This window comes from Petroclostridium sp. X23, assembly GCF_030013905.1.
Classification (GTDB): Bacteria; Bacillota; Clostridia; order SK-Y3; family SK-Y3; genus X23.
On the sequence record NZ_CP124862.1, the window covers coordinates 3689549 to 3715158 of the forward strand.

Sequence of the window (25610 nt, forward strand, 5' to 3'; positions counted from 1 at the left end):
ACCGTTATAAAGAAGGACCGGAGCATTCAATGCTTCGGTCCTTCTTTGTGATTTTATGTATAAACGTAGGGGCAGGCCTTGTGTCTGCCCATGGTATAGCATATAACTTGAGAAATTATCAGTCTTAATTTAGTTATCTTTATGATTTAGCTTTCTAAAAGGCCAATACCCTTTCTGATTCTGTTCAGACTTTCTTTCTTACCTAGCAATACGGCTAACTCAATGCCGCCTCCGGGAGTTGATGGTTTGCCGGATAATGCTACACGAATAGGCCATAACACTTGACCATTCTTAACACCTAACTTTTCAATTAATGCGAATACAGCATCGTGAATATTTTCTTCTTCCCATTCCTCTAAACTTTCAAATACCGGTAAAACTGCTTTTAGGCTGTCCAGTGAATTTTCAGGGTTCGTTTTCATTTTTTTATGAATATATAATTCGGTACTGTACTCCGGTAAAACATCAATGAAATCCAGCATCTCAATAAGATCAATCAATTTAACCGTCCTCGCTTGTACCAGATTGCTGATCTTGTACAAATCAATATTTGGAGTTTTAATGGCTTTTTCATAATAAGGAATGGCCATTTGATGGAATGTATCCAAAGGCAGCATTCTGATGTATTCGCCATTCAGCCAATCCAGCTTTTGTACATCGAATATAGCAGGAGCTTTGCTGATTCCCTCAATATCAAAAGCTTCGATCAACTCATCCAGCGTAAATATTTCTTTGTCATTTCCGGGACTCCAGCCTAAAAGGGCAATATAGTTGATAATTGCTTCCTTTAAATATCCCTTAGCGATAAAATCTTCATAAGAAGCGTCGCCTTCTCGTTTGCTAAGCTTTTTGGATGCTGTTTTCATTACCGGTGGCACATGGATGTAAGTAGGAATCTCCCAACCAAAAGCTTCATATAAAAGGTTATATTTCGGAGAAGAGGAAAGATACTCACTTCCGCGGATCACATGCGTAATTTTCATCAAATGATCATCTACTACGTTTGCAAAGTTATATGTAGGCAATCCGTCGGATTTAAGGAGTATATTATCATCCAAAGTATCATTTTCAACACTGATGGAACCGAAAACTTCATCATGGAAGGTAGTCGTACCTTCAGTAGGAATCTTCTGTCTGATCACATAGGGAATACCGCTTTTTAGTTTTTCTTGAATCTCTTCCTTCAATAAACGTCTGCAGTGTCCATCATATTTAGAAGGAGCTTTAGGAGAATCTTGCTGCTTTAGCTGATCCAATCTTTCTTTGTCACAAAAACAATAATAGGCGCCATCTAACTCAATTAATTTTTCAGCATATTCTTTATAAATGTTTCTTCGCTCACTTTGTATATAAGGACCGTAGTCTCCGCCCAGGTCAGGACCTTCATCATGTTTGAGGCCTGTTTCAGCAAGGGTTTTATATATGATCTCAATCGCACCTTCTACATATCTTTCTTGATCTGTATCTTCAATCCTGAGTATGAATTTTCCATTTTTACTTTTTGTTAATAGATAAGCATATAAAGCGGTCCGAAGATTACCTACATGCATATATCCTGTAGGACTGGGAGCAAAACGGGTACGGACTTCCGTATTAATCATGGAATCAACCTCCAAAATAGTTAATAATTAATAGTGAATAGTGAATAGTTATTAATTATTCAAATCGTTGATATTATATAATTTAGGAAATTTATTGTCAAGGTGATGATATTTGCACATTATTAACAATTGTTAGTGAAGTATATATTGATGTACTTAAACAATTCAAAAGTGAATTGATTTATTTTGAATTGAGTAGTAAAATTTAGATAAACTTAAAATAAACTTAAGGAAACTAATGAGATCATGGGATTAAGCAGAGGTTTTTGGCGCGTGGTTCAAAAATTTGAGATAGGGAAGGTAACTTATGAAAAAAATTGGATTAAGAGGGAAAATGCTACTGGTAATTATTTCTTTATTGATTATTTCTTTTAGTGTTGTCACTGTGGTTGGCTATGTACAGATAAAGAATAATATTACGAAACAATCTAATAGTCAAGTAATAATAAAGACTGACTATATGAGAGAGAAGCTCAATAATTTCTTTTCTCAAAGACAAGTAGTTTTGCAAGATAAAACGAGATACGTAGAGGATCTTCTAGGAAAAAATATAGAAGATCAAGTTTTGGATGTAAAGGATGATATAAAACCTTATTTTATGTCTGCGTTAACTATGTTGAAAGAAGAATACGGGATTATTGATGTTTACATAGGTTACCCTGATGGTAGTGTTGACTGTGGTTCAGGGTGGATTCCGGATGCCCCTGGCTGGAAAGCAAATGAGCGTCCCTGGTATAAGGCGGCTGTAGAAGCAAATGGAAAACTGGTCTATACTGATATCTATATAGATTCGGATACAAGAAAACCTGTAGTTACATTATCTCAGGTAATAAGAAAAGGAGAAGGTACTGAGTATGGGGTTCTGGCATTGGATATAGGATTAACTCAACTGGAAGAGTTATTTTTGCAAGAAAAAATTGGTGAAACAGGCTATCCATTTGTACTCGATAAAGATGGACGATTTATCATTCATCCTCAATATAGTTATAATGAGGATATTTCCGAAGCAGATACTATTCTAAATATAAGCAGCGGAAGTTTGAAGGGAATTGGGGAAAAATTACTATCTAAAACATCCGGTATTATTAAAGGTAATTTCAATGGAGTTACAAAAGTTTATTACTCTGAGTATCTGGAAAATACGGGGTTTTATCTTGTGTCAACGCTAACGGAGGAAGAGTTTTCAAAAGAATTAAATAGGCTAATCACTATTGTAGCAGCTATTTTGGTAAGTTCAATACTATTTTTTATTATTTTTATTTTTATTTTTATTGGGCGTATTACTAGCGTTATACATAATATTGCAGAAGGCATGAAGCAAATAGCTACCGGTAACTTAATTTATGAAATGGAAAAAATCAATAGAAATGATGAATTGGGTGATTTGGCAAAATCAATGGATACGATGCAACAATCAATAAAAGATATTATCCGTGCAATTATCCACGAAACCGATAATGTGGACAAAGCATTAAGGATTTCAAATAAAAGGATATCAGAACTTACAGAAAATCTTGAAGATGCTTCTGCAACAGTACAGCAACTGTCGGCAGGAATGGAAGAAACAGCTTCTTCTACACAACAAGTAAGTGCTACCGCTATTGAGATTGAAACTGCAGTAGAAATTATTGCTGAAAAAGCTCAGGAAGGAGCTATGTCTGCAAGTGAAATAAGTAAAAAGGCAGTTGTATTAAAGGATCGATCGAGGGAACTACAGGTTGATGCGGACAAAACGCGGGTAACTATTAAAAGTAATATGGATGAAGCATTGATCAAAGCCAAAGAAGTTGAAAGAATTAAAACATTATCTGACGCTATTTTAGAGATATCTTCAAAGACAAATCTTTTGGCTTTAAATGCTGCTATAGAATCGGCGAGAGCGGGAAAAGCAGGAAAAGGCTTTGGCGTTGTTGCTGAAGAAATAAGGAAATTGGCAGAAGATTCCAAAATTACCGTTAATGAAATACACAACACGCTTAATATAGTATTTGAAGCTGTTGAGAATCTTGCTGATATCGCGAGACAAACGGTAGCATATATTGAAACAAAAGTAGTAGATAGTTATAAAGAATCGGTCCGGGTAGGAGAAAATTATGATAAGGATGCAATCTATATTGATGGACTAGTAGCAGATTTGAGTGCTACTTCAGAAGAACTTCTTGCCTCCATAAAAACTGTATCGGAAGCAATGAATGAGATATCCAAGGCAAGTAATGAAGGAGCAGAAGGGAGCAGCAGTATTGCCGAGAAGGTATTAAACATAAAAGAGATGGCAGATGAAGTGAAAAATCAAGCAGACTATGTACAGCAAAGTGCAGATAGCTTAAAAGATATTATCCTAAAATTCAAAGTATAAAAATGATTAGAGGAATTGTGCATTATTGACAATGCAAGTTTTGTTATGATAGAATTTGTAAAATATTATTAATTAAGAATGATTACTAAAATTCTTGTGAATGTAAATTGAATATCTTTATATATGTGTGTTTCTAGAATTAAGTGTGCTATAATGAATAAAAAACAAGTGAGGCTTGAAAATAAAAAGAATACTATTAATTAGAGAGGTGTTATAACTATGGACAATATAGAAAGTATGTTTTCAGAACGTGTAAAGGGATTGAAGGGGTCGGCCATTAGAGAAATTTTTAAAGTACTGCAGAATGCCGATATGATTTCATTTGCCGGAGGAAATCCCGCACCTGAAACATTTCCAACAAAAGAACTGGCGCAAATTGCTCAGGACATCTTGTTAGGTAACGGTACGGCTGCACTTCAGTATAGTGTGACGGATGGATATGCGCCGCTCAAAGAGATTGTAAAGCAGAGAATGAGTAAGATCGGCATAGGAAAACAGGATGATGATGTTGCTATTATGAGTGGCGGGCAGCAGGGTATAGATTTAACCGCCAAGGTATTCTTAAATGAAGGTGATGGAATTATCATTGAAAATCCTAGTTTCATCGGTGCATTAAACGCTTTTCGTGCATATAATGCTCAACTTCTACCTGTAGATGTTGAGAGTGACGGTATGAATGTAGAACAATTGGAAGACGTATTGAAGAATAACAATAATGTAAAGTTAATCTATACTATTCCAACTTTTCAAAACCCATCCGGTATTACAATGAGTTTGGAAAAGAGAAAGAAGCTGCTGGCACTTGCCGAGCAGTATAATGTTTATATCATTGAAGATAACCCTTATGGGGAACTACGGTTCAGAGGAGAGGATATTCCCACCATTAAGTCCATGGATGAGAACGGACGGGTTGTGTATGCCGGATCATTTTCTAAAATATTGTCTCCGGGTTTAAGGTTGGGATGGGTGGTTGCACCTTCTAAAATTCTGGATAAGATTATTGTTGTGAAACAGGTGAATGATGTTCATACCAATATATTCGCACAGGTATTGGCGACTGAGTATATTAAAAATTATAATATTGAAGAACATATACAAGAGTGCAGAGATTTGTACGGGAAACGATGCAATCTTATGCTGGAATGTATGGATAAGTATTTCCCGGATTTTTGCACTTATACAAGACCTGAAGGCGGCTTGTTCATTTGGTGCATGATGCCGGAACGGTTTAATGCTGGTGAAGTGGCAAAGCAGGCTATACAGAAAAAGGTTGCGTTTGTACCGGGCAATACGTTTATGGCAGATATGGATAAGCCAAGCAGCAGCTTTAGATTAAATTACTCCACCGCAACAGAAGAAAAGATCGAGCAGGGGATTAAGATCCTTGGAGATATGTTGAAAGCAATGAACAATTAGTTCACAGTTTAGCAGTTCACGGTTCACAGTTAACAGTTCACAGAAAATATACTGTGATCGGGAATAAGTGCGCCATAAGGAACTGTGAAAAAGTGCTTAATTGGTCGAAAATCAAACATGGGGACAGTCCCTCTGTTATGCCAAAACCAGGCAAACAGCAGGGACAGTCCGAAATCACTGGAAAAGTGCTTATCGTTCGAAAATCTGACACGGGGACAGGGCCGCAGTCCGGCCAAAAACCAGGCCTGACAGCAGACCAGTCCCCATGTCCGATTTCCTCTATGTGGTTAATCGGACTTTAGATTAGGGGCTGTGAACTGTGAACCGTGACCTGTGAACTATTATGAAAGTGAGTGATAAAGATGGAGAAGGTAAAAAAGAAAGTAATCTTTAGTGGAATACAACCCAGCGGCTGTTTGACCCTGGGAAATTATATAGGTGCCTTGAAAAACTGGATAAAATTACAGGATGAGTACAACTGCTGTTTTTCTGTAGTGGATTTGCATTCTTTGACTGTGAGACAAGACCCGAAAGAACTTCGCAGGAGATGTATGGATTTTTTAGTGCAGTATATTGCGTGCGGACTTGATCCTGAAAAAAATCTGCTTTTCTTCCAGTCACATGTGAGTACTCATGCCGAGTTGGCATGGATTTTGAACTGTTATACATATATGGGTGAACTGAGCAGAATGACGCAATTTAAAGATAAGTCTGCCAAACATGAAGATAATATTAATTCTGGCTTGTTCACCTATCCTGTATTGATGGCTTCGGATATTCTGCTCTATCAGACAGACCTTGTGCCTGTGGGCAGCGACCAGAAGCAGCACTTGGAAATAGCGAGAGATATTGCGCTTCGATTCAATCATATTTATGGTGAGACTTTTACGGTTCCGGAAGGGTATATTCCTGAGGTGGGTGCTAGAATCATGAGTCTGCAGGAACCTACTAAAAAGATGTCTAAGTCGGATGATAATGAGAACGCGTTTATAGCGCTGCTGGATAGTCCTGATGTAATAAGGCGTAAAGTGAAACGGGCGGTAACCGACTCGGATAATGAAATAAGATTTGCCGAAGGAAAAGACGGTATAAATAACTTGCTTTCCATTTACTCAAGTTTATCCGGTAAAAATATGCAGCAAACAGAAGAACATTTTGCGGACAAGGGCTATGGACAACTTAAAGAGGAAGTAGCGGAAGTTGTAGTTGAAAGCCTAAGGCCTATCCAGGAAAAATATAAACAAATGATGAATGATAAAGACTACGTGCAGCAGATCTATACTGCAAGCGCGGAGAAAGCATTAAGTATTTCAAGCAGGACATTAAAGAAAGTTTATAAAAAAGTGGGTTTTGTACCTAAAAATTAGGGAACAATAAAAATACTACTACGTCATAAGTAATGTAAATCGTAGTAGTATTTTTATTGTTGCCAAATATCTTATGTAAAATTTTTGTAGCTATATAAGTTCTAATCAAGAATTTACATCAGGAATCATTTAGTGGGGAGTGGGGGAGTCTTTACGCTCTCCTCACTATTCACTCCTCACTCCCCACTAAAGTAATATTAAATTTAAATAACTTTTCCAATTATATAGTTGACAATAAATTTTATTAGATATAGAATTAGCCTGACAACGTAAAATATGGTGTAATATGCTAATGAGTATTTAACAAAAAAAGGGGTGTATATTTTGAGTTATCAAAATTTATTTTTGGTGCTTTCATTTATTGTTGCGTTTATTATTGCTTTTGCGGCCACTCCTTTGGCGAAAAGTATTGCATATAAAGTCGGTGCGATAGATGTTCCTAAAGACGCGAGAAGAGTACATAAACAACCCATCCCGCGGTTAGGGGGACTAGCTATTTTCTATGGATTTATTATCAGCGTAATAGCTTTTGTGAAGATTGATGAAAGTGTAAGAGGCATACTGTTAGGCGCCTTGGTAATTGTTCTTCTGGGGATCATAGATGATGTCAAACAATTAAGGGCGAGCATAAAGCTTGTCGTTCAGATCGCCGCTGCACTTATCGTCGTTTTTCATGGCGTACGGATTGAGGGCATTACCAATCCTAATATTTTCAGCAGTACAGAAACCATTCAATTAGGGATTTGGTCTATTCCGGTCACGGTAATGTGGATTATCGGGGTGACCAATGCGGTGAATTTGATTGACGGATTGGACGGATTGGCTGCGGGCATCTCTTCCATTGCTTCTATCTGTTTGCTGTTTATTTCACTGCTTACCGGAGATCTTACTTATATTGCAATGATGACGGCAGCATTGGCAGGCGCATGCCTTGGGTTTTTGCCCTATAACTTTAACCCGGCCAAGATATTTATGGGTGATACCGGTGCGACCTTTCTGGGATTTATTTTGGCTACGGTATCCATACAAGGTTTGCTTAAATTTTATGCGGTAATATCGTTTGCAGTACCTCTGCTTATTTTGGGACTGCCTATCTTTGATACGGGATATGCCATATTGAGAAGATTGATAAACGGCAAGTCCATTATGGAGGCGGACAGAGGACACTTGCATCACCGGTTGATAGATATGGGATTTTCGCAGAGACAGACAGTCATCATATTGTATACCATAAGCGGGATTTTAGGATTGAGTGCTGTAGTTTTAACAGGCAGCGGGGCGTTTAGCGCCATGGTGCTTATTCTATCGGTGTTGGTTTTTGTGATTGCAGGTGCGAGGTATAAGTTTGAACCTGTTCCGCAAACGGTAGAAACCAATACGGAGGAGACCGAGTCTCCTGAGAATTAATATATAAAATTAAAGTCACACACAACGATTTTCGTTGTATGGTGGCTTTTGTTTTTATTTGTTATATATTATAATCATGTATATGAATATATATCATCAAAATCCATGTTGAGGTATTTTATATTTGCAATCTAACTATTATCAATTTAAATGGTTAGGTGTAGGGTCGTCCGCCCCTACGAGAGCTCGCATGACATATAGTCTAATAAATTGAAAGTCTTAACTAGGATATTTGTATATTGCTGGAAGATGGTTAAATACATGCTTATTAAGAAAGGAACATACATATGGAAAAAATAAAGGTAATGACTGTTTTCGGTACCAGACCCGAGGCAATCAAAATGGCGCCGTTGGTAAAAGAATTGGAAAGATGTGAGAAGATAGAATCTATCGTATGTGTAACAGCACAACACAGGGAGATGCTGGACCAAGTTCTAGATATATTTGACATAAAGCCTGATTATGATTTGGATATTATGCAGCAGAGACAAAGTTTAACTACCATTACCACGAGGGCATTGGAAGGGCTTGATGAAGTCATAAAAAAGGTACAGCCGGATATGGTATTGGTGCATGGAGATACCAGTACGACATTTGCCGGAAGTTTGGCAGCTTTTTATAACAAAGTTAAGGTAGGGCATGTGGAAGCGGGGTTGAGGACTTTTGACAAATATTTTCCATATCCTGAAGAAATCAATAGGAAACTCACCGGGGTTTTAGCGGACTTACATTTTGCGCCCACAGAAACAAATAAACTTAATTTAATAAATGAAGCGATAAAAGAAGATACTATATATATTACAGGGAATACCGTGATAGATGCGCTGAAGACAACGGTAAAAGAAGACTATAAGTTTAAGACGAAGGTGCTGCAAGACCTGAAATATGAAGAAAATAAAACGGTTCTGGTCACAGCGCATCGCAGGGAAAATCTAGGACAACCTCTCAGGGATATCTGCAGCGCACTAAAGCAATTGGCGGAGCAGTATGAAGATGTAGAGATCGTCTATCCTGTACATCTTAATCCTATAATAAAAGATACGGTTTTTGAAATATTAGGAAATGTTCCTCGTGTCCATCTGATTGAGCCGCTGGATGTTGAAGAACTTCATAATCTGATGAAGCGATGCTATCTGGTGCTTACTGATTCGGGCGGATTGCAAGAAGAGGCGCCATCTCTGGGTAAACCGGTGCTGGTGCTTCGGAATGAAACCGAACGTCCGGAAGCTGTAGCCGCAGGTACAGTTAAAGTTGCAGGAGTAAATAAGGATGAGATTGTAAAGTTATCAAAAATACTTATAGATGATTACAATGAATACAGTATAATGGCAAAGGCGGTAAACCCTTATGGTGACGGAAATGCTTCCTTCAGAATTGTGCAAGCTATCCAATATTATTTTGGGCTTACAGTAGAGAGAATTAGTGATTTTGACCAAAAATAATGAAATTAATGCAATTGTTATGATGTTAAAATATTGACAATCCCTATGCAATATAAGTATAATAAGTGTTATATGAAAATATTATTTTCAAATCTTATTATCTTTATTCATTTATTTATAACAAGGTGGTGATGGTGTGTCAATTGATATTCTAAGGTCTATTAAGCAAACTGAGCTTGAGGCGGAGCAGATTAAAAAGCAGTCCGTACTGGACGCGCGCCAGATTGTCTCAGAAGCCCAAAATCAGGCATATAAACTAATAGACCAGGCTTTGCAGGAGGCAGAAAAAGAGGCTGCCGCGATTATTTTAAAGGCAGAACAAGCCGCACAGGATGAAGTTCAGAAGATCGACAAACAAATTTCAAATGAATGTGCCGATTTACAACAGCAAGCCCGTACCAAAATTGACAATGCAGCGGATATAATAATGGGAAGGATTGTGAAAGCCCATGGCAATAGTTAATATGAATAAGATTTCCCTAATCGGCCTTGAATCAGATAAAGACCGAATTATTGAAAGTCTTATGAAAATGGGCGTTGTGGAAATCAACAATATCGAACAGAGATTATCCGAGCAGGAATGGTCTGAATTGGTAGTGAAAGATGGGGACGAAGTTGAGGTAGTGCAACTAGAGGAAGAGATTGCTTCAGTAAAGTCTGCAATTGAGTATCTGTCAAAGTATGATACTCGTAAGAAAGGATTGTTTGAGCCTAAGAGAAAGGTAAGCCGCAGTCAGTATGACCAGATTATAGATAGTAAAGACACAATATGGAATACTGTCAACAAAATCAGTGGATACATAGAAGAACTATCCACACTGCGGTCAGAAGAAAACAGGCTTTCAAATCTTATTGCATCACTTGAACCATGGAAAGCTCTTAGTATCCCGGTTGAGGCAGATTCAACAAAACATACCGCAATTGCGATTGGGGTTGTACCGGCTCTTGTAGATGCAGATAAGATGAAGCAGGAGTTATATACCCAAGTTGCGGAAAGCTATTTTGAGCTTATCAATCAGGACAAAGACCAAAGTTATTTACTGGTTATTTACTACTATGCTCACGAAGAAGAAGCAATGGGAGTACTTAAGCAATACGGTTTTACCAAAGTATCTTTTAAAGAGCTAGAGGGTACTGTTGAGGATAATATTTTCAAAGCTGCAAATGAAATCAAAGATATTGAGAAAAAAAGAGAAAAGGTAGAGAAAGATATTGCCGCATTGGCAAGCGAAAAGCAGAATATAGAAGTGCTGCATGATGATCTTGTAGTACAAAAGGATAGAAAGCACGTATTAAACAGGCTAGTGAAGACAGGAAAAGTCTTTATGCTGGAAGGATGGGTTCCGGAAGAGGTTTCCGGTAAAGTAAGAGGGGAAATTGATGGCAAGTGGGATTGTATGGTAGATATTCAGAAGCCGGATAAGGAAGAAGAATTCCCGATACTGCTTAGAAATAACTCATTTGTACAGCCTTTTGAAATGATTACCGAACTTTACAGTTTGCCAAGCTCTAAAGGTATTGACCCTAATGTTTTTATGGCTCCGTTTTATTTTGTGTTTTTCGGCTTAATGGTCAGTGATGCCGGATATGGACTTACATTGGCAGCAATTACAGGGATCATACTAGCCAGATACAAGTTGGAAGGTTTAGCGCATAAGCTTGTAAAGATGTTGTTCTTTGGAGGGATCTCCACTTTTATATGGGGAGCATTGTTCGGAGGATGGTTTGGAAACATCATTCAGATATTGACCAATCAGCCGGATTTAGATTTATCATTGTGGTTTGATCCTTTGGGGGATCCTATGAAACTTCTTATATGGTCCTTTATCTTTGGAGGTATTCATCTCTATGTAGGGATGGGATTGCAAGCATATAAATTTATCAAGGATGGCAAAGTCCTTGATGCGGTATTCGATGTAGGGTCATGGTATGTTCTGCTTACGGGACTTGCTTTTATGATCATAGGGGGATCGTTTGGAGCAGCAGGAAAATATATGGCGATTGCCGGCGCAGCTCTTCTCGTTCTAACACAAGGAAGAAATGAAAACGGCATATTTAAAAAGCTCCTGACAGGTATATTAAGCCTTTACAATGTAACCGGTTATCTCAGTGATGTTTTGTCCTATTCAAGACTTTTGGCGCTTGGATTGGCCACAGGTGTTATCGCCACAGTTGTTAATACCATGGGGTCACTGTTCGGATTCAATGTTTTAGGTATTATCATTCTTACCATTGTATTCATCGGAGGGCATGCATTTAACATCTTAATCAACGCATTGGGTGCGTATGTACATGCAAGCCGTTTGCAGTACGTAGAGTTTTTCGGTAAATTCTATGAGGGCGGAGGCAAAGCCTTTGAACCTCTAAAAATAAATACAAAATATATTCAAGTAGATGACAAGGAGGCAAATTAATTATGGAAAACTGGGTTAACTTATTGTTTGATGGAAATTCTTTAGCAATGTTAGGGGCTGCTTTGGCAGTGCTGCTAGCGGGAACAGGATCCGCAAGAGGTGTTGGTATTGCCGGTGAGGCTGCTGCAGGAGTCGTTACAGAAGATCCTGGCAAATTTGGTCAAGCGTTATTGCTTCAGGCACTTCCCGGAACGCAGGGCATCTATGGTTTGCTTACAGCGTTTGTTATTTTGAATAGAATCGGTGTAGTTGGCGGTACCATGCAGGAATTGACTACTATACAAGGGATGTATTTCCTTGCAGCTGCACTTCCAATCGCATTCGTAGGATTATTCTCAGGTATTGCACAGGGTAGAGCGGCAGCAGCAGGTGTTGGTATTATCGCAAAGCGTCCTGAAGAACTTGCAAAAGGTATTACGTTTGCTGCGATGGTTGAGACATATGCCGTTTTAGCATTGCTGGCATCCATATTAATGATCTTTGGTATCAATTTATAATAAGGGAGTGTCCTAAATGGCAGGAGCAGAAAAGATAAAAGAAAAAATACTGGAGGAAGCCCGCCTGCAGGCACAGAAAAATCTTGAACAGGCTGAGAAAGAAGCCGCTGATATTCTTGAAGCTGCAAAAAAAGAAGCTCAACAAAAGAAAGAGGCAATGATTGAGAAATCTCAAAAAGAAGCAGTGGAAAGAAAGAAGAGATTAATAGCTGTAGCAGAACTTGAAGGAAGAAAGCAAAAACTTCAGGCTAAGCAGGTGATTATTGAAGAGTCTTTTGAAAAGACATTACAAAAACTAAGCACTTTACCGACTGAGAAATATCAGAGCATTTTGACCGATATGATTGCAAGCTCGGCAGGAACCGGCGAAGAAGAGGTTATTATATCTGATAATGATGCGAAAAAGTTAGGAACAGATTTTATTCAGATAGTGAATAAAAAGGTAAAAGAAAAAGGGCTGCCAGGCAATATTGTATTATCTGATGAGAGAAGAAATATGAATGGTGGTTTTGTCTTAAGACAGGGTGATATAGAAATCAACAACTCCTTTGATGCGATTATAAGGATGCAGCGTGATGAATTGGAATCAGAAGTGGTGAAGGCACTATTTTAAATTGAGAATTGGGAATTGAGAATTGAAAGTGATAAGCTTTCAATACTCTATTCTACATTCCTAATGAGAGAGGAGGAATGTTGAACAGTGAGCAATGATACACAATACGCATATGCTGCTGCGAGGGTAAGAGCCGTTGAAAGAAAGCTGCTGGATCGGAGCAAGATTGATAGAATGGTGGAAGCGAAAACGGCGGAAGAATCGTTAAAAGTATTACTTGATGCTGACTATGGCTATTCCGGCGGAGAAGTATCCGATGTCTTTCAATATGAAATGCTATTAAAAGAAGAACATAAAAAGGTGTATAAGCTATTAAAGGAAATTGCACCGCAGCCGGAAGTTTTTGATATATTCTTGATCAATAATGATTTTCATAATACCAAAGTCATATTAAAGGCAGAGTTTTTAGGGCAGGATTTTGATGAACTGCTGACAGATACGGGTTCTATAACAGCTGGCCGTCTAAAGATTATGATTAAAGACAGAAATATGTCGGAAATGCCTTTGATTATGCAAAAAGCCATTGAAGAATGCATAGATACCTTTAATAGAACCGGAGATCCTCAAAGTATAGACTTGATTTTGGATAAAGCAAGCTTTCAATTGATGAAAGAAACAGCACAGCGTTCAAAGATTAGGTTTATTATAGAGCTGGTAGAAATATTGATTGATCTGGCAAATATTAAAATGTTTTTACGGGTAAAGAGGCTTAAAAAATCTTGGGATTTCTTAAGTAAAGTACTGATCCCCGGTGGCCGGATTGATGAAAAAGTATTTATTGAGAAACTGGAAGGCACATTGGAAAGCTTTATAGATGTGTTGAGATATACATCGTACGGGCATTTTTGTGAAGAAGGAATAGAGAACTTCAAGAATACCGGAAGTTTGACGGTATTTGAAAAGCTCTCTGACAATTTTATGACTTCTTTTGTAAAAAAAGCAAAATATATATTTTTAGGTATTGAACCATTGGTTGGATATTTAATAGCAAAAGAGAATGAGATTAAGATTGCTAGAATTATTATGGTTGGGAAGATCAATAATATTTCTAATGAAATTATTAGGGAAAGGCTGAGAGAAGCTTATGTATAAGATTGGGGTAATAGGAGATAAAGACAGTATTCTCGGGTTTAAAGCGCTTGGTTTGTCGGTTTTTTCTGTCACCCAACCTTCTGAGGCCGAGAAAATCCTACATGAGTTGGCTCGGGATAAATACGCGGTAATTTATATCACAGAACAAGTCGCAAAAGATATTGTTTCGAGTATAGACCAATATAAAGATGACAGGTTCCCAGCGATTATCCCTATTCCGGGAAATCAGGGCGCTCTAGGGATAGGAATGCAAGGAGTTAAGAAATCAGTAGAACGTGCCGTTGGGGCAGATATATTGTTTAGAGATGAGTGAGGAGTGAATAGTGGGGAGTGGGGAGTATTTATCTTCTATCCTCAAGTTCAGCGCCTCTTCATAGCGTAGACAAAAATATCAAATAAAATTTTGTAAATATGCAATTAATTGAATGAAGATAGTTAAGTAACTAAATAGAAAGCTACTGGGATATGTGGTTAGAGCGTAGGATGAGCCGGAGTTTTTTCTCCCCACTCCTTACTCCCCACTCCCCACCATTACAAGTAGAAAGTAGGGTGAGATTGATTTGAGTCAGGGAACAATCGTAAAAGTATCCGGTCCTTTGGTTATTGCTGAAGGGATGAGAGATGCAAATGTGTTTGACGTAGTTCGTGTTAGTGAACATAAACTGATTGGTGAAATAATCGAGATGCATGGCGATAGAGCTTCTATTCAGGTTTATGAAGAAACCGCAGGCTTAGGTCCCGGTGCACCTGTTGTATCTACAGGATATCCGCTTAGTGTTGAATTAGGGCCAGGTCTAATAGAGGCTATGTTTGACGGGATTCAGAGACCGTTGGAAGAAATGCGCGCAAGAGTAGGAAGTAATATCACCAGAGGTATAGATGTACCTGCTCTTGATAGGAAGAAAAAGTGGAAATTTGAACCTGTAGTGAAAAAAGGCGAAAAAGTAACTACCGGGGATGTTATTGGTAAGGTACAGGAGACAGTAGTAGTTGAACATAAGATCATGATTCCGTATGGAATTGATGGAACGGTTGAAGAGATTTTTGCCGGAGAGTTTACAATTGAAGATACGGTTGCAGTGATTAAAAAGAACAACGGTGAAAAAGTAAACGTTCAAATGATGCAGAAGTGGCCGGTACGTAAAGGAAGACCGTATGCAGAGAAACTTCCGCCGGATACCCCGCTGATTACAGGACAGAGGGTTATCGATACACTGTTTCCAATAGCAAAAGGTGGCGTAGCCGCCGTTCCCGGACCTTTCGGAAGCGGTAAGACAGTTGTACAGCATCAGCTTGCAAAATGGGCAGATACGGATATCGTTGTATATATCGGCTGTGGAGAACGTGGTAATGAGATGACAGACGTTCTTATGGAATTCCCTGAATTGAAAGACCCGAAAACAGGGGAATCTCTAATGAAAAGAACCGTGTTGATCGCCAATACTTCAGACATGCCGGTTGCGGCGCGTGAAGCATCCATTTATACAGGGATCACCATTGCTGAATATTTCAGAGATATGGGTTACAGCGTGGCGCTGATGGCAGACTCCACTTCCCGTTGGGCGGAAGCACTGAGAGAAATGTCCGGACGTTTGGAAGAAATGCCTGGTGAAGAAGGATATCCTGCATATCTAGGTTCCAGACTTGCACAGTTCTATGAGAGAGCCGGTAGAGTTGTAAGCTTAGGCACCAACGGAAGAGAAGGCGCACTGACGGCAATCGGAGCCGTATCGCCTCCGGGAGGAGATATTTCCGAGCCGGTATCACAGGCCACTCTTCGTATCGTTAAGGTATTCTGGGGACTTGATGCCAGCCTTGCATATAGAAGACACTTCCCTGCAATAAACTGGCTTCAGAGTTATTCGTTATATGTTGAACGATTGAACGAATGGATCGGAGAAAATGTTGCGAAGGATTGGAGTTCTTTAAGAAGAGATACAATGATTGTTCTTCAGGAAGAAGCTGAATTAGAAGAAATCGTAAGGTTGGTAGGGGTTGACGCATTATCAGCCGGCGATAGATTGACATTAGAAGCGGCCAAGTCTATTCGTGAAGACTATTTGCATCAAAACGCCTTCCATGATATAGATACTTATACTTCCCTTCATAAGCAGTATAGATTGCTGAAGCTTATTATGGGATTCTATTACCAAGGGAAGAAAGCCTTAGAAGCAGGTGCAAGTATCAAGGAAATGTTCGAACTAGCTGTTAGAGATAGAATCGGTAGGGCAAAGTATACCGCTGAAGAACAGGTTGACGAGGTATTTAACGGCATTGAAAAAGATTTAGCGGAACAAATGGGCGCTTTAGTATCAAAGGAGGGTGAGTAATATGCTGAAAGAGTATAAAACAATATCTGAAGTTGCGGGTCCTTTGATGCTTGTAAAACGAGTTGAAGGTGTAACATACGGTGAGCTGGGTGAGATTGAACTGGCGAGCGGTGAGATAAGAAGATGCAGAGTTCTTGAAGTAAATGAAGACAATGCGCTGGTTCAGCTTTTCGAAAGCGCAGCCGGTATTAACCTGGCAGAGAGCAAGGTAAGATTTTTAGGCAGAGGAATAGAATTCCCGGTTTCTATTGATATGCTGGGAAGAGTATTTGACGGATTAGGAAGACCTAAAGATAACGGCCCGGATATTATCCCGGATGCCCGCATGGATATTAACGGTATTCCGATGAATCCTGCGGCAAGAGACTATCCTTCGGAGTTTATACAGACAGGTGTTTCTGCTATTGATGGTCTGAATACATTGGTTAGAGGACAGAAACTTCCGATATTCTCCGGATCAGGTTTGCCTCACGCAGAGTTAGCGGCACAGATTGCAAGACAAGCAAAGGTACGTAGTGCAGATACAAACTTCGCAGTTGTATTTGCAGCGATCGGTATTACTTTTGAAGAAGCGAACTTCTTTACTACCGAGTTTAAGAAAACCGGTGCGATCGACCGTGCGGTAATGTTTATTAACCTTGCGGACGATCCTGCAATTGAACGTATCAACACACCGCGTATGGCGCTTACTGCGGCAGAATACTTGGCTTTTGAGAAGGATATGCACGTACTTGTCATATTGACGGATATCACTAACTATGCAGAGGCATTGCGTGAAGTTTCCGCAGCTAGAAAAGAAGTACCGGGACGTAGAGGATATCCCGGTTACCTATACACCGACCTTGCTACACTTTATGAAAGAGCAGGAAGAAAAAGGGATAAGAACGGAAGTATCACAATGATACCGATTCTGACGATGCCTGAGGATGATAAGACGCATCCGATTCCTGACCTTACAGGGTATATTACTGAGGGCCAGATTATTCTCAGTAGAGAATTATATAGAAAAGGCGTAATGCCTCCTATTGATGTTTTACCTTCTTTATCCCGTCTAAAGGATAAAGGGATCGGTAAAGGAAAAACCCGTGAAGACCATGCGGATACAATGAATCAGTTATTTGCTGCCTATGCAAGAGGTAAGGAAGCAAAAGAATTGATGGTCATTCTTGGTGAAGCGGCATTGTCTGATGCGGATAAACTGTATGCTAAATTTGCCGATGCGTTTGAAAAAGAATATGTATCACAAGGATTTGAAGAAGGCAGGTCGATAGAGGAAACATTAGAGACTGGTTGGAGACTGTTATCAATACTGCCTAGGGGAGAATTGAAGCGTATAAAGGATGAATATTTAGATAAGTATTTGCCTAAAAAATAGTAGGGAGTGGGTAGTGCGGAGTGGGGAGATCAAATCTTCGCCAATCCGGCACTATCATATTTCTTAACTATTAAATCTAATCGGATTACTTATTTAGATGTATTTGGGTCGGAGTGGAAAGTAGGATTAGCAGGGAGTAACTCCCCACTGTCCACTCCCCACTGTTAAAGGAGAGAGTAACATGGCGATAATGCGCGTAAATCCTACCCGTATGGAGTTAACACGTCTTAAGAAAAGGTTGAAGGTAGCACGAAGAGGTCATAAGCTGCTGAAAGACAAACGAGACGAATTGATGAAGCAGTTTCTCGAACTGGTAAGGAAAAATAAGGATCTTCGAGAAAAAGTAGAAGAGATGTTAATGAGAGTGCACAGTAACTTTCTTATTGCAAGAGCCGTCATGTCTTCTGAAATCTTGGAGGAATCCTTAATGTTTCCAAAACAGCAGGTGTCTCTTGACGTGTCTACTAAGAATATCATGAGTGTTGATGTTCCGGTTTTGGATTTTAAGACACAGAGCGAAGATGAGAGCAATATATATCCGTACGGGTTTGCAACCACTTCCGGAGAGCTAGATAGTGCAATAGGTACTTTATCAGAAGTACTCCCATATATGCTGGAACTCGCCCAGATGGAAAAATCGGCGCAGTTGCTGGCTGAAGAAATAGAAAAAGCAAGAAGAAGGGTAAATGCTTTGGAATATGTTATGATTCCTCAGCTTACAGAGACCATCAAGTACATTACTATGAAACTTGATGAAAACGAAAGAGGAACATTAACAAGACTAATGAAAGTCAAGGATATGATGATTGAGCAGGCCAGAAGGGCTGCGGCACAATAGCATATCGAAAGAAGCATAAAAAGAGGGCGTAGTTGTTGGTAACTACGCTCTTTTTGCTTTATACTGTTTCTATTAGTAAAAGGCAGATCCTATACAGTTATTAAAACTCTTTTCTTCCCGATGCTGAAGGAATATTCATTTCTTCTCTATACTTTGCAACTGTTCGCCGGGCAATAGACAATCCTTTTTGTTTTAATAAATCGGTAATTTTTTGGTCACTAAAGGGCTTCTTCTTATTTTCATTGTCTATAATTTCTTTAATGACGATCTTTATATTTTCTGAAGTCATATCTGCTTGCGTGTCATTGTTAAAACCGGAAGAGAAGAAGTATTTTAATTCAAATATTCCCCACGGACACTGTAGATATTTATCATTTACTGTTCGGCTGACAGTAGATTCATGTACAGAGAGAAGGTCGGCCACATCTTTCAGTATCATCGGTACAAGATGTCCGGGGCCTACATCAAAGAATTTTTTCTGTACTTCAACAATGACTTTGGCTACATTTAATAAAGTACTGTTTCGCTGGTCGATACACTTTATGATCCATGAAGCTTGCTCGATTTTTTTCGATATATAGCTCTTGGTATCATTATCATTGGCAGAAGTAAGCATACTCTTATAGTAGCTGCTGATATTCATCTTTGGATATGCAAAATCATTCAGCAGGACTTCATAGTAATCCTTAAATTTGACCACAATGACATCAGGTTTTATATATCTTACCTGCTGGCCGGAGCTAAATGAATTTCCGGGGTAAGGATTTAGGGTTTTAATAATAGAATATAGCTTTTTAACTTCATCAATAGTGATATTCATTTCTTTTGCTATTGTATGCAGCTTGTTTTTTCCCAGCTCATCAAGATAATGAGTAATAAGCATAGAGAGTTGGTCATTTTGAATGTCTTTATTTTTTAGTTGAATCAAAAGACATTCTTTTAATGTCTGAGCACCTACACCTGAGGGTTCGAAAGTTTGAATTATTTTTAAACAGTTTTGCACTATTTCTACGTTTACTTTAAATATCTCTGCAATTTCATTTACATCCATTTCAAGATATCCGTTTTGGTCTAACGATTGAATAAGATACTTGGCTATTTTGTATTCTGCAGAAGAAAGGGATAATAATTCCAATTGCGAGAGCAAATGATACTCCAGGCTGTCTTGTTCGTTGGAGACGATTGTGTGTTGAAAATCATCTTTATCTTCAGGCGCTTGATGATAGATTCGATTTTCTTCATCAGAATCTTCTAACCATTCCAGCTTTTTTTTCAATTTTTCATAGTGTTCCATATCCTCATAGTTTGGTTCTGTTTCGATTACAGGGTTCTCAAGAGATTGCTGCTCAATAAATTTATTTAATTCCTGATAACCCATTTGAAGTATTTTTACAAATTGTTGCAACTGAGGGGTAGCTACAACTTTTTGGGTGACCTCAATGTTATTAGATATATGCATATCCATCATATCATGTACCCTCCAAAAATCTTATTTATATATTATATACTTTACATTATAAAATATTTCTTTACAATACACAAACTTTAAATTTGATTATAGATATGCAGGTAATTTATCCCTTGCATTTGTTAACATATCCGCACAAGGTTACATAATATAATGTATGGTGATTATAGGGGATGCAGAAAAATATTACATGTATATACATTTTCTGATGAGGTAATAATTGTAGTACGGGCAAAATTATGTAGATTACATCAAGAGGAGCGAACATTATGCGAAAGTCATTTTATAGTTTTATTATTATTCTCTTCGTTAGCCTTACTATTTTAGTTTTCTCTTCAGTAGATAAGAAAATACCCTATGAACAAGAGGTGATAAGTACTTTTAATCAAACGAATGTGCAAGCCTTGATGTCTAATATGTCATTTAAAGGCTTGTTATGTAATTGTAGTATGCAAACAGAAGATTTAAAAGATATTGTTAAAACGGTTGTAAATCATTTAAATATTGATATGTCAACAATTCAAGAGGAAAATAACTCTAGTGATTCATACAATGAATACAGCATTTTTTCTCGCACGACAGATGACGAAAAGATCAAAATTACCGCATGGTCGGAACGATCCGATAAAGAAAACGAGATAAAAAGTTACATAACTTTGGAAGTAATCCAAGATGACGTCAATAATGATTTGAACAAAACAAAAATAAGAATTCAACAAATACTAATGCCCTACGTTACCTCTTTAGAAGTAAATAACAGTATTACTGGGACATATAGAGGAAGAATGGATGAAGGTCTCATTGAAACTCTTAATAGAGGAATTTTTGGAGATGTGTATAAAATAGGGCCATCTGATCAGGCACAAGATGATTATGTAAGTGTTTTTGAACCTAGTGGTTCGTACAATAATCCGGTTACCTTAGAGCAAAGAGACAATAAGGCGCAATTAGACATTAGATATACAGAACATGAAGATAAAACTTACATTACCTTTAGAGCTCCAAAAATAATTAAGTAATGGGCTAATTGATATTGAAAGGAAGAATATACGTGTCGAAAATAGTCATTAATCATACACCACCACTGAGTGGGACAGTAAGAGTCAGCGGAGCAAAGAATTCAGCTTTACCGATATTGGCTGCCTGCTTGTTGGCCGATGGAGACAGCACTATTGAAGATATTCCTAATTTAAAAGATATAGAAAATATGATTGCACTGATTAAATGGATAGGATTGGATGTAAGTCCATTGGAAAATTACAGCGTAAGGATACGCTCATCGAAGTTAAAGAATCATGAAGTATCCTATGATTTGGCTAGTAAATTGAGAGCTTCATTTTTGGTAATGGGACCGCTATTGGCGCGTATGGGGCGTACCCGGGTCTCACTGCCGGGCGGATGTCCCATTGGAACAAGGCCTATAGATCTTCACTTGAAAGGTTTTATGGCAATGGGAGCCAAGATCACACAAGGGCATGGATATGTTGAGGCAAAGGCCAAAAAACTTAAAGGAGCCAAAATATATCTTGATTTTCCAAGTGTAGGTGCGACCGAGAATATCATCATGGCTGCTTGTGTGGCAGATGGTCAGACCATTATTGAGAATGCAGCGGTAGAGCCTGAGATCGTAGATCTTGCCAATTTTCTAAGCAGCATGGGTGCGGATATTAAAGGCGCAGGTACAGATACTATCCGTATTTCAGGAGTAAAAGATTTAAAAGGATGCAATCATACCATTATTCCCGACCGCATAGAGGCGGGAACTTTTATGGTAGCAGCTGCGATTACCAAAGGGACTATTAAGATAGAAAATGTAATGCCGGATCATTTAAAGCCTGTAAGTGCGAAAATGAGAGAAATAGGAATAGGGATTAAAGAAGATGACACTTCAATCAGTGTTAGTGCAGCAGACAGATATAAACCATCAGATTTAAAAACTATGCCATTTCCGGGTTTTCCTACAGATATGCAGGCGCAATTTATGTCATTGATGAGTATTATTGATGGCACGAGTATTATTACAGAGACGATTTTTGAAAATCGTTTTATGCATGCCAGTGAATTAAAAAGAATGGGAGCAAATATAAAAATAGATGGCAGAACGGCTGTAATAGAAGGTATTAAAAAACTAACCGGCGCGCAGGTTAAAGCAACAGACTTGCGGGCAGGCGCTGCGTTGGTATTAGCGGGGTTAGCAGCGGATGGAGAAACGGAAATTGGTGAAGTGGAGCATATCGATAGAGGTTATCATAACTTTGAAAAGAAGTTGATATCGCTAGGTGCGAAGATCCGGCGAGTTGAATAGATTAAAGCCTTAAGGCAACAACGGAGGCGGTTCTTATTATAAGAAATTTTATAATAAGAACCGCCTCCGTTGTTGTTTTTAAGTTAATCTCATTATTCTAAATTATGCAATATAGACATATACATATAAATATGGACAAAGCATGGGGGTGCAAGAATTGAAGCAGCTAGGATATGCAGTCATTTTCTTAATGTTGGTCATTATACTGATTCCTCTTGTCCTTGTAAAAGGATGCAGTAAGAGTGAGCCTCGGCCTATACCTAAAAAGGTAGAGGAAAAGGTGGGAATGATTAAGGTATATATCGAACAAGAGGATAAGGTAGTAGAGATGGATTTTAATGAATATTTAAAAGGAGTTGTAGCAGCAGAAATGCCTGCCAGTTTTAATATCGAAGCGTTGAAAGCACAAGCTGTAGTGGCTAGAACTTACTTTTTTCATCGATATCTCAATCATAAAAATAATAATACCGTTATACCTGAGCATAAGGGGGCCGATATTTGCACCAATCCGGCACATTGTAAAGCTTGGATTAGTAAAGAAGATGCTATGAACAAATGGGCAATACTTTCTGCACAAAAATATTGGGACAAAATCAGTAAAGCTGTGGACGAAACGGTAGATTTAATAGTGACATATGATTCTGAACCTATTGATGCGGTATTCCATTCAACCAGCAGCGGTATGACAGAAAATTCGGAGGAAGTATGGACCAATACGATTCCGTATTTAAGAAGCGTTGACAGTGACGGTGAAGAATTGTCTCCCAAATATACATCTGTAGTGCAAGTACCATTATCAGAATTTAAGAGTAAGTTAAGTAATAATAAGCCGGAAATAGTGTTTAAAAATGATAATAAGACTTGGATTGAAAAGATTGAAAAAACTGAAGCAGGAAGTATTAAAAACATCACGATAGGGGGCTGCGAATTTAAAGGAACAGAAATCAGAAGTATATTTGCATTGAATTCAGCCCATTTTACAATCGAGTTTGGAGATGATACGGTTATATTCAATGTATCAGGAAACGGCCATGGTGTGGGAATGAGTCAATATGGTGCAAACTACCTTGCAGATCAAGGCAAAACCTATGATCAGATTTTAACACATTATTATAAGGATGTAGAGATTGTAAAGATAGGTAATGAATTGCTTAATTAATCAGGGTAGGTTTCAATTTGGATATCGGTATATAATGTTTCAAAAATGAAAATCATAGTAAATATAACGTTGCAAATATTAAAATACTATTTGAATGCGATAATTGAAAATAACACTCGTTCGAAGAGAAGAGAAAAATCATACAATTTTAGATTTTTCTCTTTTTTAACGTATAAGAAAGTATAATTTTCCATAGTCTTTTGGTATTAAGAAATGACTTATGTGAAATTTTGTGCATGGCATAGCGGTAGGGGCGGCCTTTGACCGTCCGCATTGATAACCTATAGTCTCCAAAGACAGCCAGCAGCCGTCTTTGTAATAGGATTGTGTCATGGTGAATTTTGCTTCATTATATGCCGAGGATAAGGTTTTTTATTTCATAATAAATATTGGCATTAAGTTTGCTTATGTTTAAGAGTGTAGTCAAAACAAAAATGAGAGAATTAATAAACATATTTTTGTGAGAAAAGCAAAGCTATTAAAGTGAATCTGTTAATAAGCAAAAGATATTTGGGAGGGATGGATATGAATATTAAAGGGACGCCTATTGTGACAGACATGAAAGTAATTCCGGTAGCAGGTTACGATAGTATGCTTTTAAGTTTGAGCGGAGCGCATTATCCTTTTTTTACTAGAAACATCGTCATTTTAACAGACAGTTCAGGAAATACAGGACTTGGGGAAATCCATGGCGGCGAAGCAATCAAAGAAGTTCTTGAGGACTATAAACCGTTGGTAGTAGGAAAACCTATTGGAGATCATAAAGGGATCATAAACAGTTTAAGAAACAGAATGCATCATGCTGATGAAAACGATGGACAAGGGTTGCAGAATTTAGATTTGAAAAATTTAAAGTTTGTGGTTCACGCAGAAACAGCCGTAGAGTCAGCACTATTGGATTTGTTAGGAAAGTATATGGATCTGCCGGTTGCATCTCTGCTCGGAGATGGAAAGCAAAGAGATGCTGTACGGCTATTAGGTTACATGTTTTATGTAGCTGACAAAAATAAAACCGATCTTCCTTATATCGATGAAAGCGGCAGTAAAGATAGCTGGTTTAAATTGAGAAGACGCGAGGCTATGACAGCAGAAGCCATTGTAGAGCTTGCTCATGCAGCAAAAGAACATTACGGGTTTAAAGATTTCAAATTAAAAGGAGGAGTTCTTGAAGGAGAAAAAGAAATTGACGCGGTAAAGGCATTGGCAAAGGCGTTTCCGGATGCGCGTATCAATCTTGATCCGAACGGTTCATGGTCTTTAGATGAAGCGATACGTTTATGCAAAGGCTTGCATGGAATTTTAACTTATGCGGAAGATCCTTGCGGCCCAGAAAAAGGTTTTTCCGGGCGCGAAATTATGTCTGAGTTTAAAAGGGTAACCGGGTTGCCGGTAGCGACAAACATGATTGCGACAGATTGGCGCCAATTCCATCATTCCATTGTACTGAATGCGGTAGATATACCTTTAGCTGACCCTCATTTCTGGACAATGAGCGGTTCGGTACGTGCGGCACAAGTATGTGATGACTGGGGACTGACCTGGGGATCCCATTCCAATAATCATTTTGATATATCATTAGCCATCTTTACCCATGTAGCCGCTGCGGCTCCCGGGGATATTACCGCGATGGATACCCATTGGATATGGCAGGATGGCCAGCGGTTAACCAAAGAGCCTATGCAAATTGCAGACGGACTAATAGAAATACCTAGAAAGCCTGGTTTGGGTATCGAAATTGATATGGATAAAGTAATGGAAGCAAACAAGTTATATAGTAAAATGAGTTCAGGCGAACGTGATGATGCCCTTGCTATGCAGTATTTGATCAGCAATTGGAAATTTGACAGTAAAAAAGCATGCATGGTTAGATAATTTTATAAAAAAGTAATTTACTTACACTTCTGTTGAGTATAATATTGCCAATTATGGC

Annotated in this window: 21 protein-coding genes; 19 read left to right on the forward strand and 2 right to left on the reverse strand. The window is 38.4% G+C overall.

Translation table 11 applies throughout. The features are described 5' to 3' along the window. Positions 1 to 146: 146 nt before the first annotated feature. Positions 147 to 1601, reverse strand: a complete 1455-nt coding sequence (gene gltX / locus QKW49_RS17270) for a glutamate--tRNA ligase (RefSeq protein WP_282863906.1) — start codon at positions 1599 to 1601, stop codon at positions 147 to 149. Positions 1602 to 1908: 307 nt separating this feature from the next. On the opposite strand from gltX, the gene QKW49_RS17275 reads away from it, so the two are divergent. From QKW49_RS17275 to QKW49_RS17345, 15 genes are all read left to right on the forward strand, one after another. Further along, positions 1909 to 3957: a methyl-accepting chemotaxis protein gene (locus tag QKW49_RS17275; protein ID WP_282863907.1), complete on the forward strand. Its 2049-nt coding sequence runs from the start codon at positions 1909 to 1911 to the stop codon at positions 3955 to 3957. 219 nt (positions 3958 to 4176) lie between these two features. After that, positions 4177 to 5373 carry a PLP-dependent aminotransferase family protein gene (locus QKW49_RS17280; protein ID WP_282863908.1) on the forward strand — a complete coding sequence of 399 codons (1197 nt, stop codon included), beginning with the start codon at positions 4177 to 4179 and terminating at the stop codon, positions 5371 to 5373. Between the two features lie 137 nt (positions 5374 to 5510). Continuing rightward, the gene (locus QKW49_RS17285; protein ID WP_282863909.1) at positions 5511 to 5675 is read left to right on the forward strand and encodes a hypothetical protein; all 165 of its coding nucleotides are present in this window, start codon (positions 5511 to 5513) and stop codon (positions 5673 to 5675) included. A 60-nt stretch (positions 5676 to 5735) separates the two neighbouring features. Beyond that, the gene (gene trpS / locus QKW49_RS17290; protein WP_282863910.1) at positions 5736 to 6740 is read left to right on the forward strand and encodes a tryptophan--tRNA ligase; all 1005 of its coding nucleotides are present in this window, start codon (positions 5736 to 5738) and stop codon (positions 6738 to 6740) included. Positions 6741 to 7064: 324 nt separating this feature from the next. Then, positions 7065 to 8147: an MraY family glycosyltransferase gene (locus QKW49_RS17295; RefSeq protein WP_282863911.1), complete on the forward strand. Its 1083-nt coding sequence runs from the start codon at positions 7065 to 7067 to the stop codon at positions 8145 to 8147. Positions 8148 to 8434: 287 nt separating this feature from the next. After that, the gene (gene wecB / locus QKW49_RS17300; protein WP_282863912.1) at positions 8435 to 9589 is read left to right on the forward strand and encodes a UDP-N-acetylglucosamine 2-epimerase (non-hydrolyzing); all 1155 of its coding nucleotides are present in this window, start codon (positions 8435 to 8437) and stop codon (positions 9587 to 9589) included. A 136-nt stretch (positions 9590 to 9725) separates the two neighbouring features. Further along, positions 9726 to 10052 carry a hypothetical protein gene (locus QKW49_RS17305; protein ID WP_282863913.1) on the forward strand — a complete coding sequence of 109 codons (327 nt, stop codon included), beginning with the start codon at positions 9726 to 9728 and terminating at the stop codon, positions 10050 to 10052. Next, positions 10039 to 12003 carry a V-type ATP synthase subunit I gene (locus tag QKW49_RS17310; protein WP_282863914.1) on the forward strand — a complete coding sequence of 655 codons (1965 nt, stop codon included), beginning with the start codon at positions 10039 to 10041 and terminating at the stop codon, positions 12001 to 12003. Before QKW49_RS17305 ends, QKW49_RS17310 begins: the two co-directional genes overlap by 14 nt. Positions 12004 to 12005: 2 nt before the next feature. Further along, positions 12006 to 12500 (forward strand): V-type ATP synthase subunit K, encoded by a 495-nt coding sequence (locus tag QKW49_RS17315; protein WP_282863915.1) that lies wholly within the window; start codon positions 12006 to 12008, stop codon positions 12498 to 12500. Positions 12501 to 12516: 16 nt separating this feature from the next. Beyond that, entirely contained in the window at positions 12517 to 13113 is a 597-nt protein-coding gene (locus tag QKW49_RS17320; protein WP_282863916.1) for a V-type ATP synthase subunit E family protein, read from the forward strand. Between the two features lie 87 nt (positions 13114 to 13200). Then, on the forward strand, positions 13201 to 14205 hold the full coding sequence (locus QKW49_RS17325) for a V-type ATP synthase subunit C (protein ID WP_282863917.1): 1005 nt from the start codon (positions 13201 to 13203) through the stop codon (positions 14203 to 14205). After that, complete coding sequence (locus QKW49_RS17330) at positions 14198 to 14518, forward strand: V-type ATP synthase subunit F (protein WP_282863918.1); 321 nt, start codon at positions 14198 to 14200, stop codon at positions 14516 to 14518. The genes QKW49_RS17325 and QKW49_RS17330 overlap by 8 nt, the downstream gene beginning before the upstream one ends. Positions 14519 to 14765: 247 nt before the next feature. Beyond that, complete coding sequence (locus tag QKW49_RS17335; protein WP_282863919.1) at positions 14766 to 16535, forward strand: V-type ATP synthase subunit A; 1770 nt, start codon at positions 14766 to 14768, stop codon at positions 16533 to 16535. A 1-nt stretch (position 16536) separates the two neighbouring features. Continuing rightward, positions 16537 to 17910 carry a V-type ATP synthase subunit B gene (locus QKW49_RS17340; RefSeq protein WP_282863920.1) on the forward strand — a complete coding sequence of 458 codons (1374 nt, stop codon included), beginning with the start codon at positions 16537 to 16539 and terminating at the stop codon, positions 17908 to 17910. Positions 17911 to 18091: 181 nt separating this feature from the next. Beyond that, on the forward strand, positions 18092 to 18748 hold the full coding sequence (locus QKW49_RS17345; RefSeq protein ID WP_282863921.1) for a V-type ATP synthase subunit D: 657 nt from the start codon (positions 18092 to 18094) through the stop codon (positions 18746 to 18748). A gap of 100 nt (positions 18749 to 18848) precedes the next feature. On the opposite strand, the gene rpoN is transcribed toward QKW49_RS17345, so the two are convergent. After that, the gene (gene rpoN / locus QKW49_RS17350) at positions 18849 to 20216 is read right to left on the reverse strand and encodes an RNA polymerase factor sigma-54 (RefSeq protein ID WP_282863922.1); all 1368 of its coding nucleotides are present in this window, start codon (positions 20214 to 20216) and stop codon (positions 18849 to 18851) included. 269 nt (positions 20217 to 20485) lie between these two features. Between rpoN and QKW49_RS17355 the strand changes: the two genes are divergently transcribed. From QKW49_RS17355 to QKW49_RS17370, 4 genes are all read left to right on the forward strand, one after another. Further along, the gene (locus QKW49_RS17355; RefSeq protein ID WP_282863923.1) at positions 20486 to 21235 is read left to right on the forward strand and encodes a YwmB family TATA-box binding protein; all 750 of its coding nucleotides are present in this window, start codon (positions 20486 to 20488) and stop codon (positions 21233 to 21235) included. A gap of 32 nt (positions 21236 to 21267) precedes the next feature. Then, entirely contained in the window at positions 21268 to 22521 is a 1254-nt protein-coding gene (gene murA / locus QKW49_RS17360) for a UDP-N-acetylglucosamine 1-carboxyvinyltransferase (RefSeq protein ID WP_282863924.1), read from the forward strand. 157 nt (positions 22522 to 22678) lie between these two features. Continuing rightward, positions 22679 to 23680 carry a stage II sporulation protein D gene (gene spoIID / locus QKW49_RS17365; protein ID WP_282863925.1) on the forward strand — a complete coding sequence of 334 codons (1002 nt, stop codon included), beginning with the start codon at positions 22679 to 22681 and terminating at the stop codon, positions 23678 to 23680. 525 nt (positions 23681 to 24205) lie between these two features. Beyond that, on the forward strand, positions 24206 to 25552 hold the full coding sequence (locus QKW49_RS17370) for an enolase C-terminal domain-like protein (RefSeq protein ID WP_282863926.1): 1347 nt from the start codon (positions 24206 to 24208) through the stop codon (positions 25550 to 25552). The last annotated feature ends 58 nt before the right edge of the window (positions 25553 to 25610 follow it).

What these genes read in the sequence shown, in the direction of transcription:
- QKW49_RS17285 (WP_282863909.1), top strand. Translation starts at nt 5,511, where the DNA reads ATGCCAAAACCAGGCAAACAGCAGGGACAGTCCGAAATCACTGGAAAA.
- gltX (WP_282863906.1), bottom strand. Translation starts at nt 1,601, where the DNA reads ATGATTAATACGGAAGTCCGTACCCGTTTTGCTCCCAGTCCTACAGGA.
- QKW49_RS17345 (WP_282863921.1), top strand. Translation starts at nt 18,092, where the DNA reads ATGGCGATAATGCGCGTAAATCCTACCCGTATGGAGTTAACACGTCTT.
- QKW49_RS17280 (WP_282863908.1), top strand. Translation starts at nt 4,177, where the DNA reads ATGGACAATATAGAAAGTATGTTTTCAGAACGTGTAAAGGGATTGAAG.
- QKW49_RS17320 (WP_282863916.1), top strand. Translation starts at nt 12,517, where the DNA reads ATGGCAGGAGCAGAAAAGATAAAAGAAAAAATACTGGAGGAAGCCCGC.
- QKW49_RS17310 (WP_282863914.1), top strand. Translation starts at nt 10,039, where the DNA reads ATGGCAATAGTTAATATGAATAAGATTTCCCTAATCGGCCTTGAATCA.
- QKW49_RS17275 (WP_282863907.1), top strand. Translation starts at nt 1,909, where the DNA reads ATGAAAAAAATTGGATTAAGAGGGAAAATGCTACTGGTAATTATTTCT.
- trpS (WP_282863910.1), top strand. Translation starts at nt 5,736, where the DNA reads ATGGAGAAGGTAAAAAAGAAAGTAATCTTTAGTGGAATACAACCCAGC.
- QKW49_RS17340 (WP_282863920.1), top strand. Translation starts at nt 16,537, where the DNA reads ATGCTGAAAGAGTATAAAACAATATCTGAAGTTGCGGGTCCTTTGATG.
- QKW49_RS17355 (WP_282863923.1), top strand. Translation starts at nt 20,486, where the DNA reads ATGCGAAAGTCATTTTATAGTTTTATTATTATTCTCTTCGTTAGCCTT.
- wecB (WP_282863912.1), top strand. Translation starts at nt 8,435, where the DNA reads ATGGAAAAAATAAAGGTAATGACTGTTTTCGGTACCAGACCCGAGGCA.
- QKW49_RS17370 (WP_282863926.1), top strand. Translation starts at nt 24,206, where the DNA reads ATGAATATTAAAGGGACGCCTATTGTGACAGACATGAAAGTAATTCCG.
- rpoN (WP_282863922.1), bottom strand. Translation starts at nt 20,216, where the DNA reads ATGATGGATATGCATATATCTAATAACATTGAGGTCACCCAAAAAGTT.
- QKW49_RS17315 (WP_282863915.1), top strand. Translation starts at nt 12,006, where the DNA reads ATGGAAAACTGGGTTAACTTATTGTTTGATGGAAATTCTTTAGCAATG.
- QKW49_RS17330 (WP_282863918.1), top strand. Translation starts at nt 14,198, where the DNA reads ATGTATAAGATTGGGGTAATAGGAGATAAAGACAGTATTCTCGGGTTT.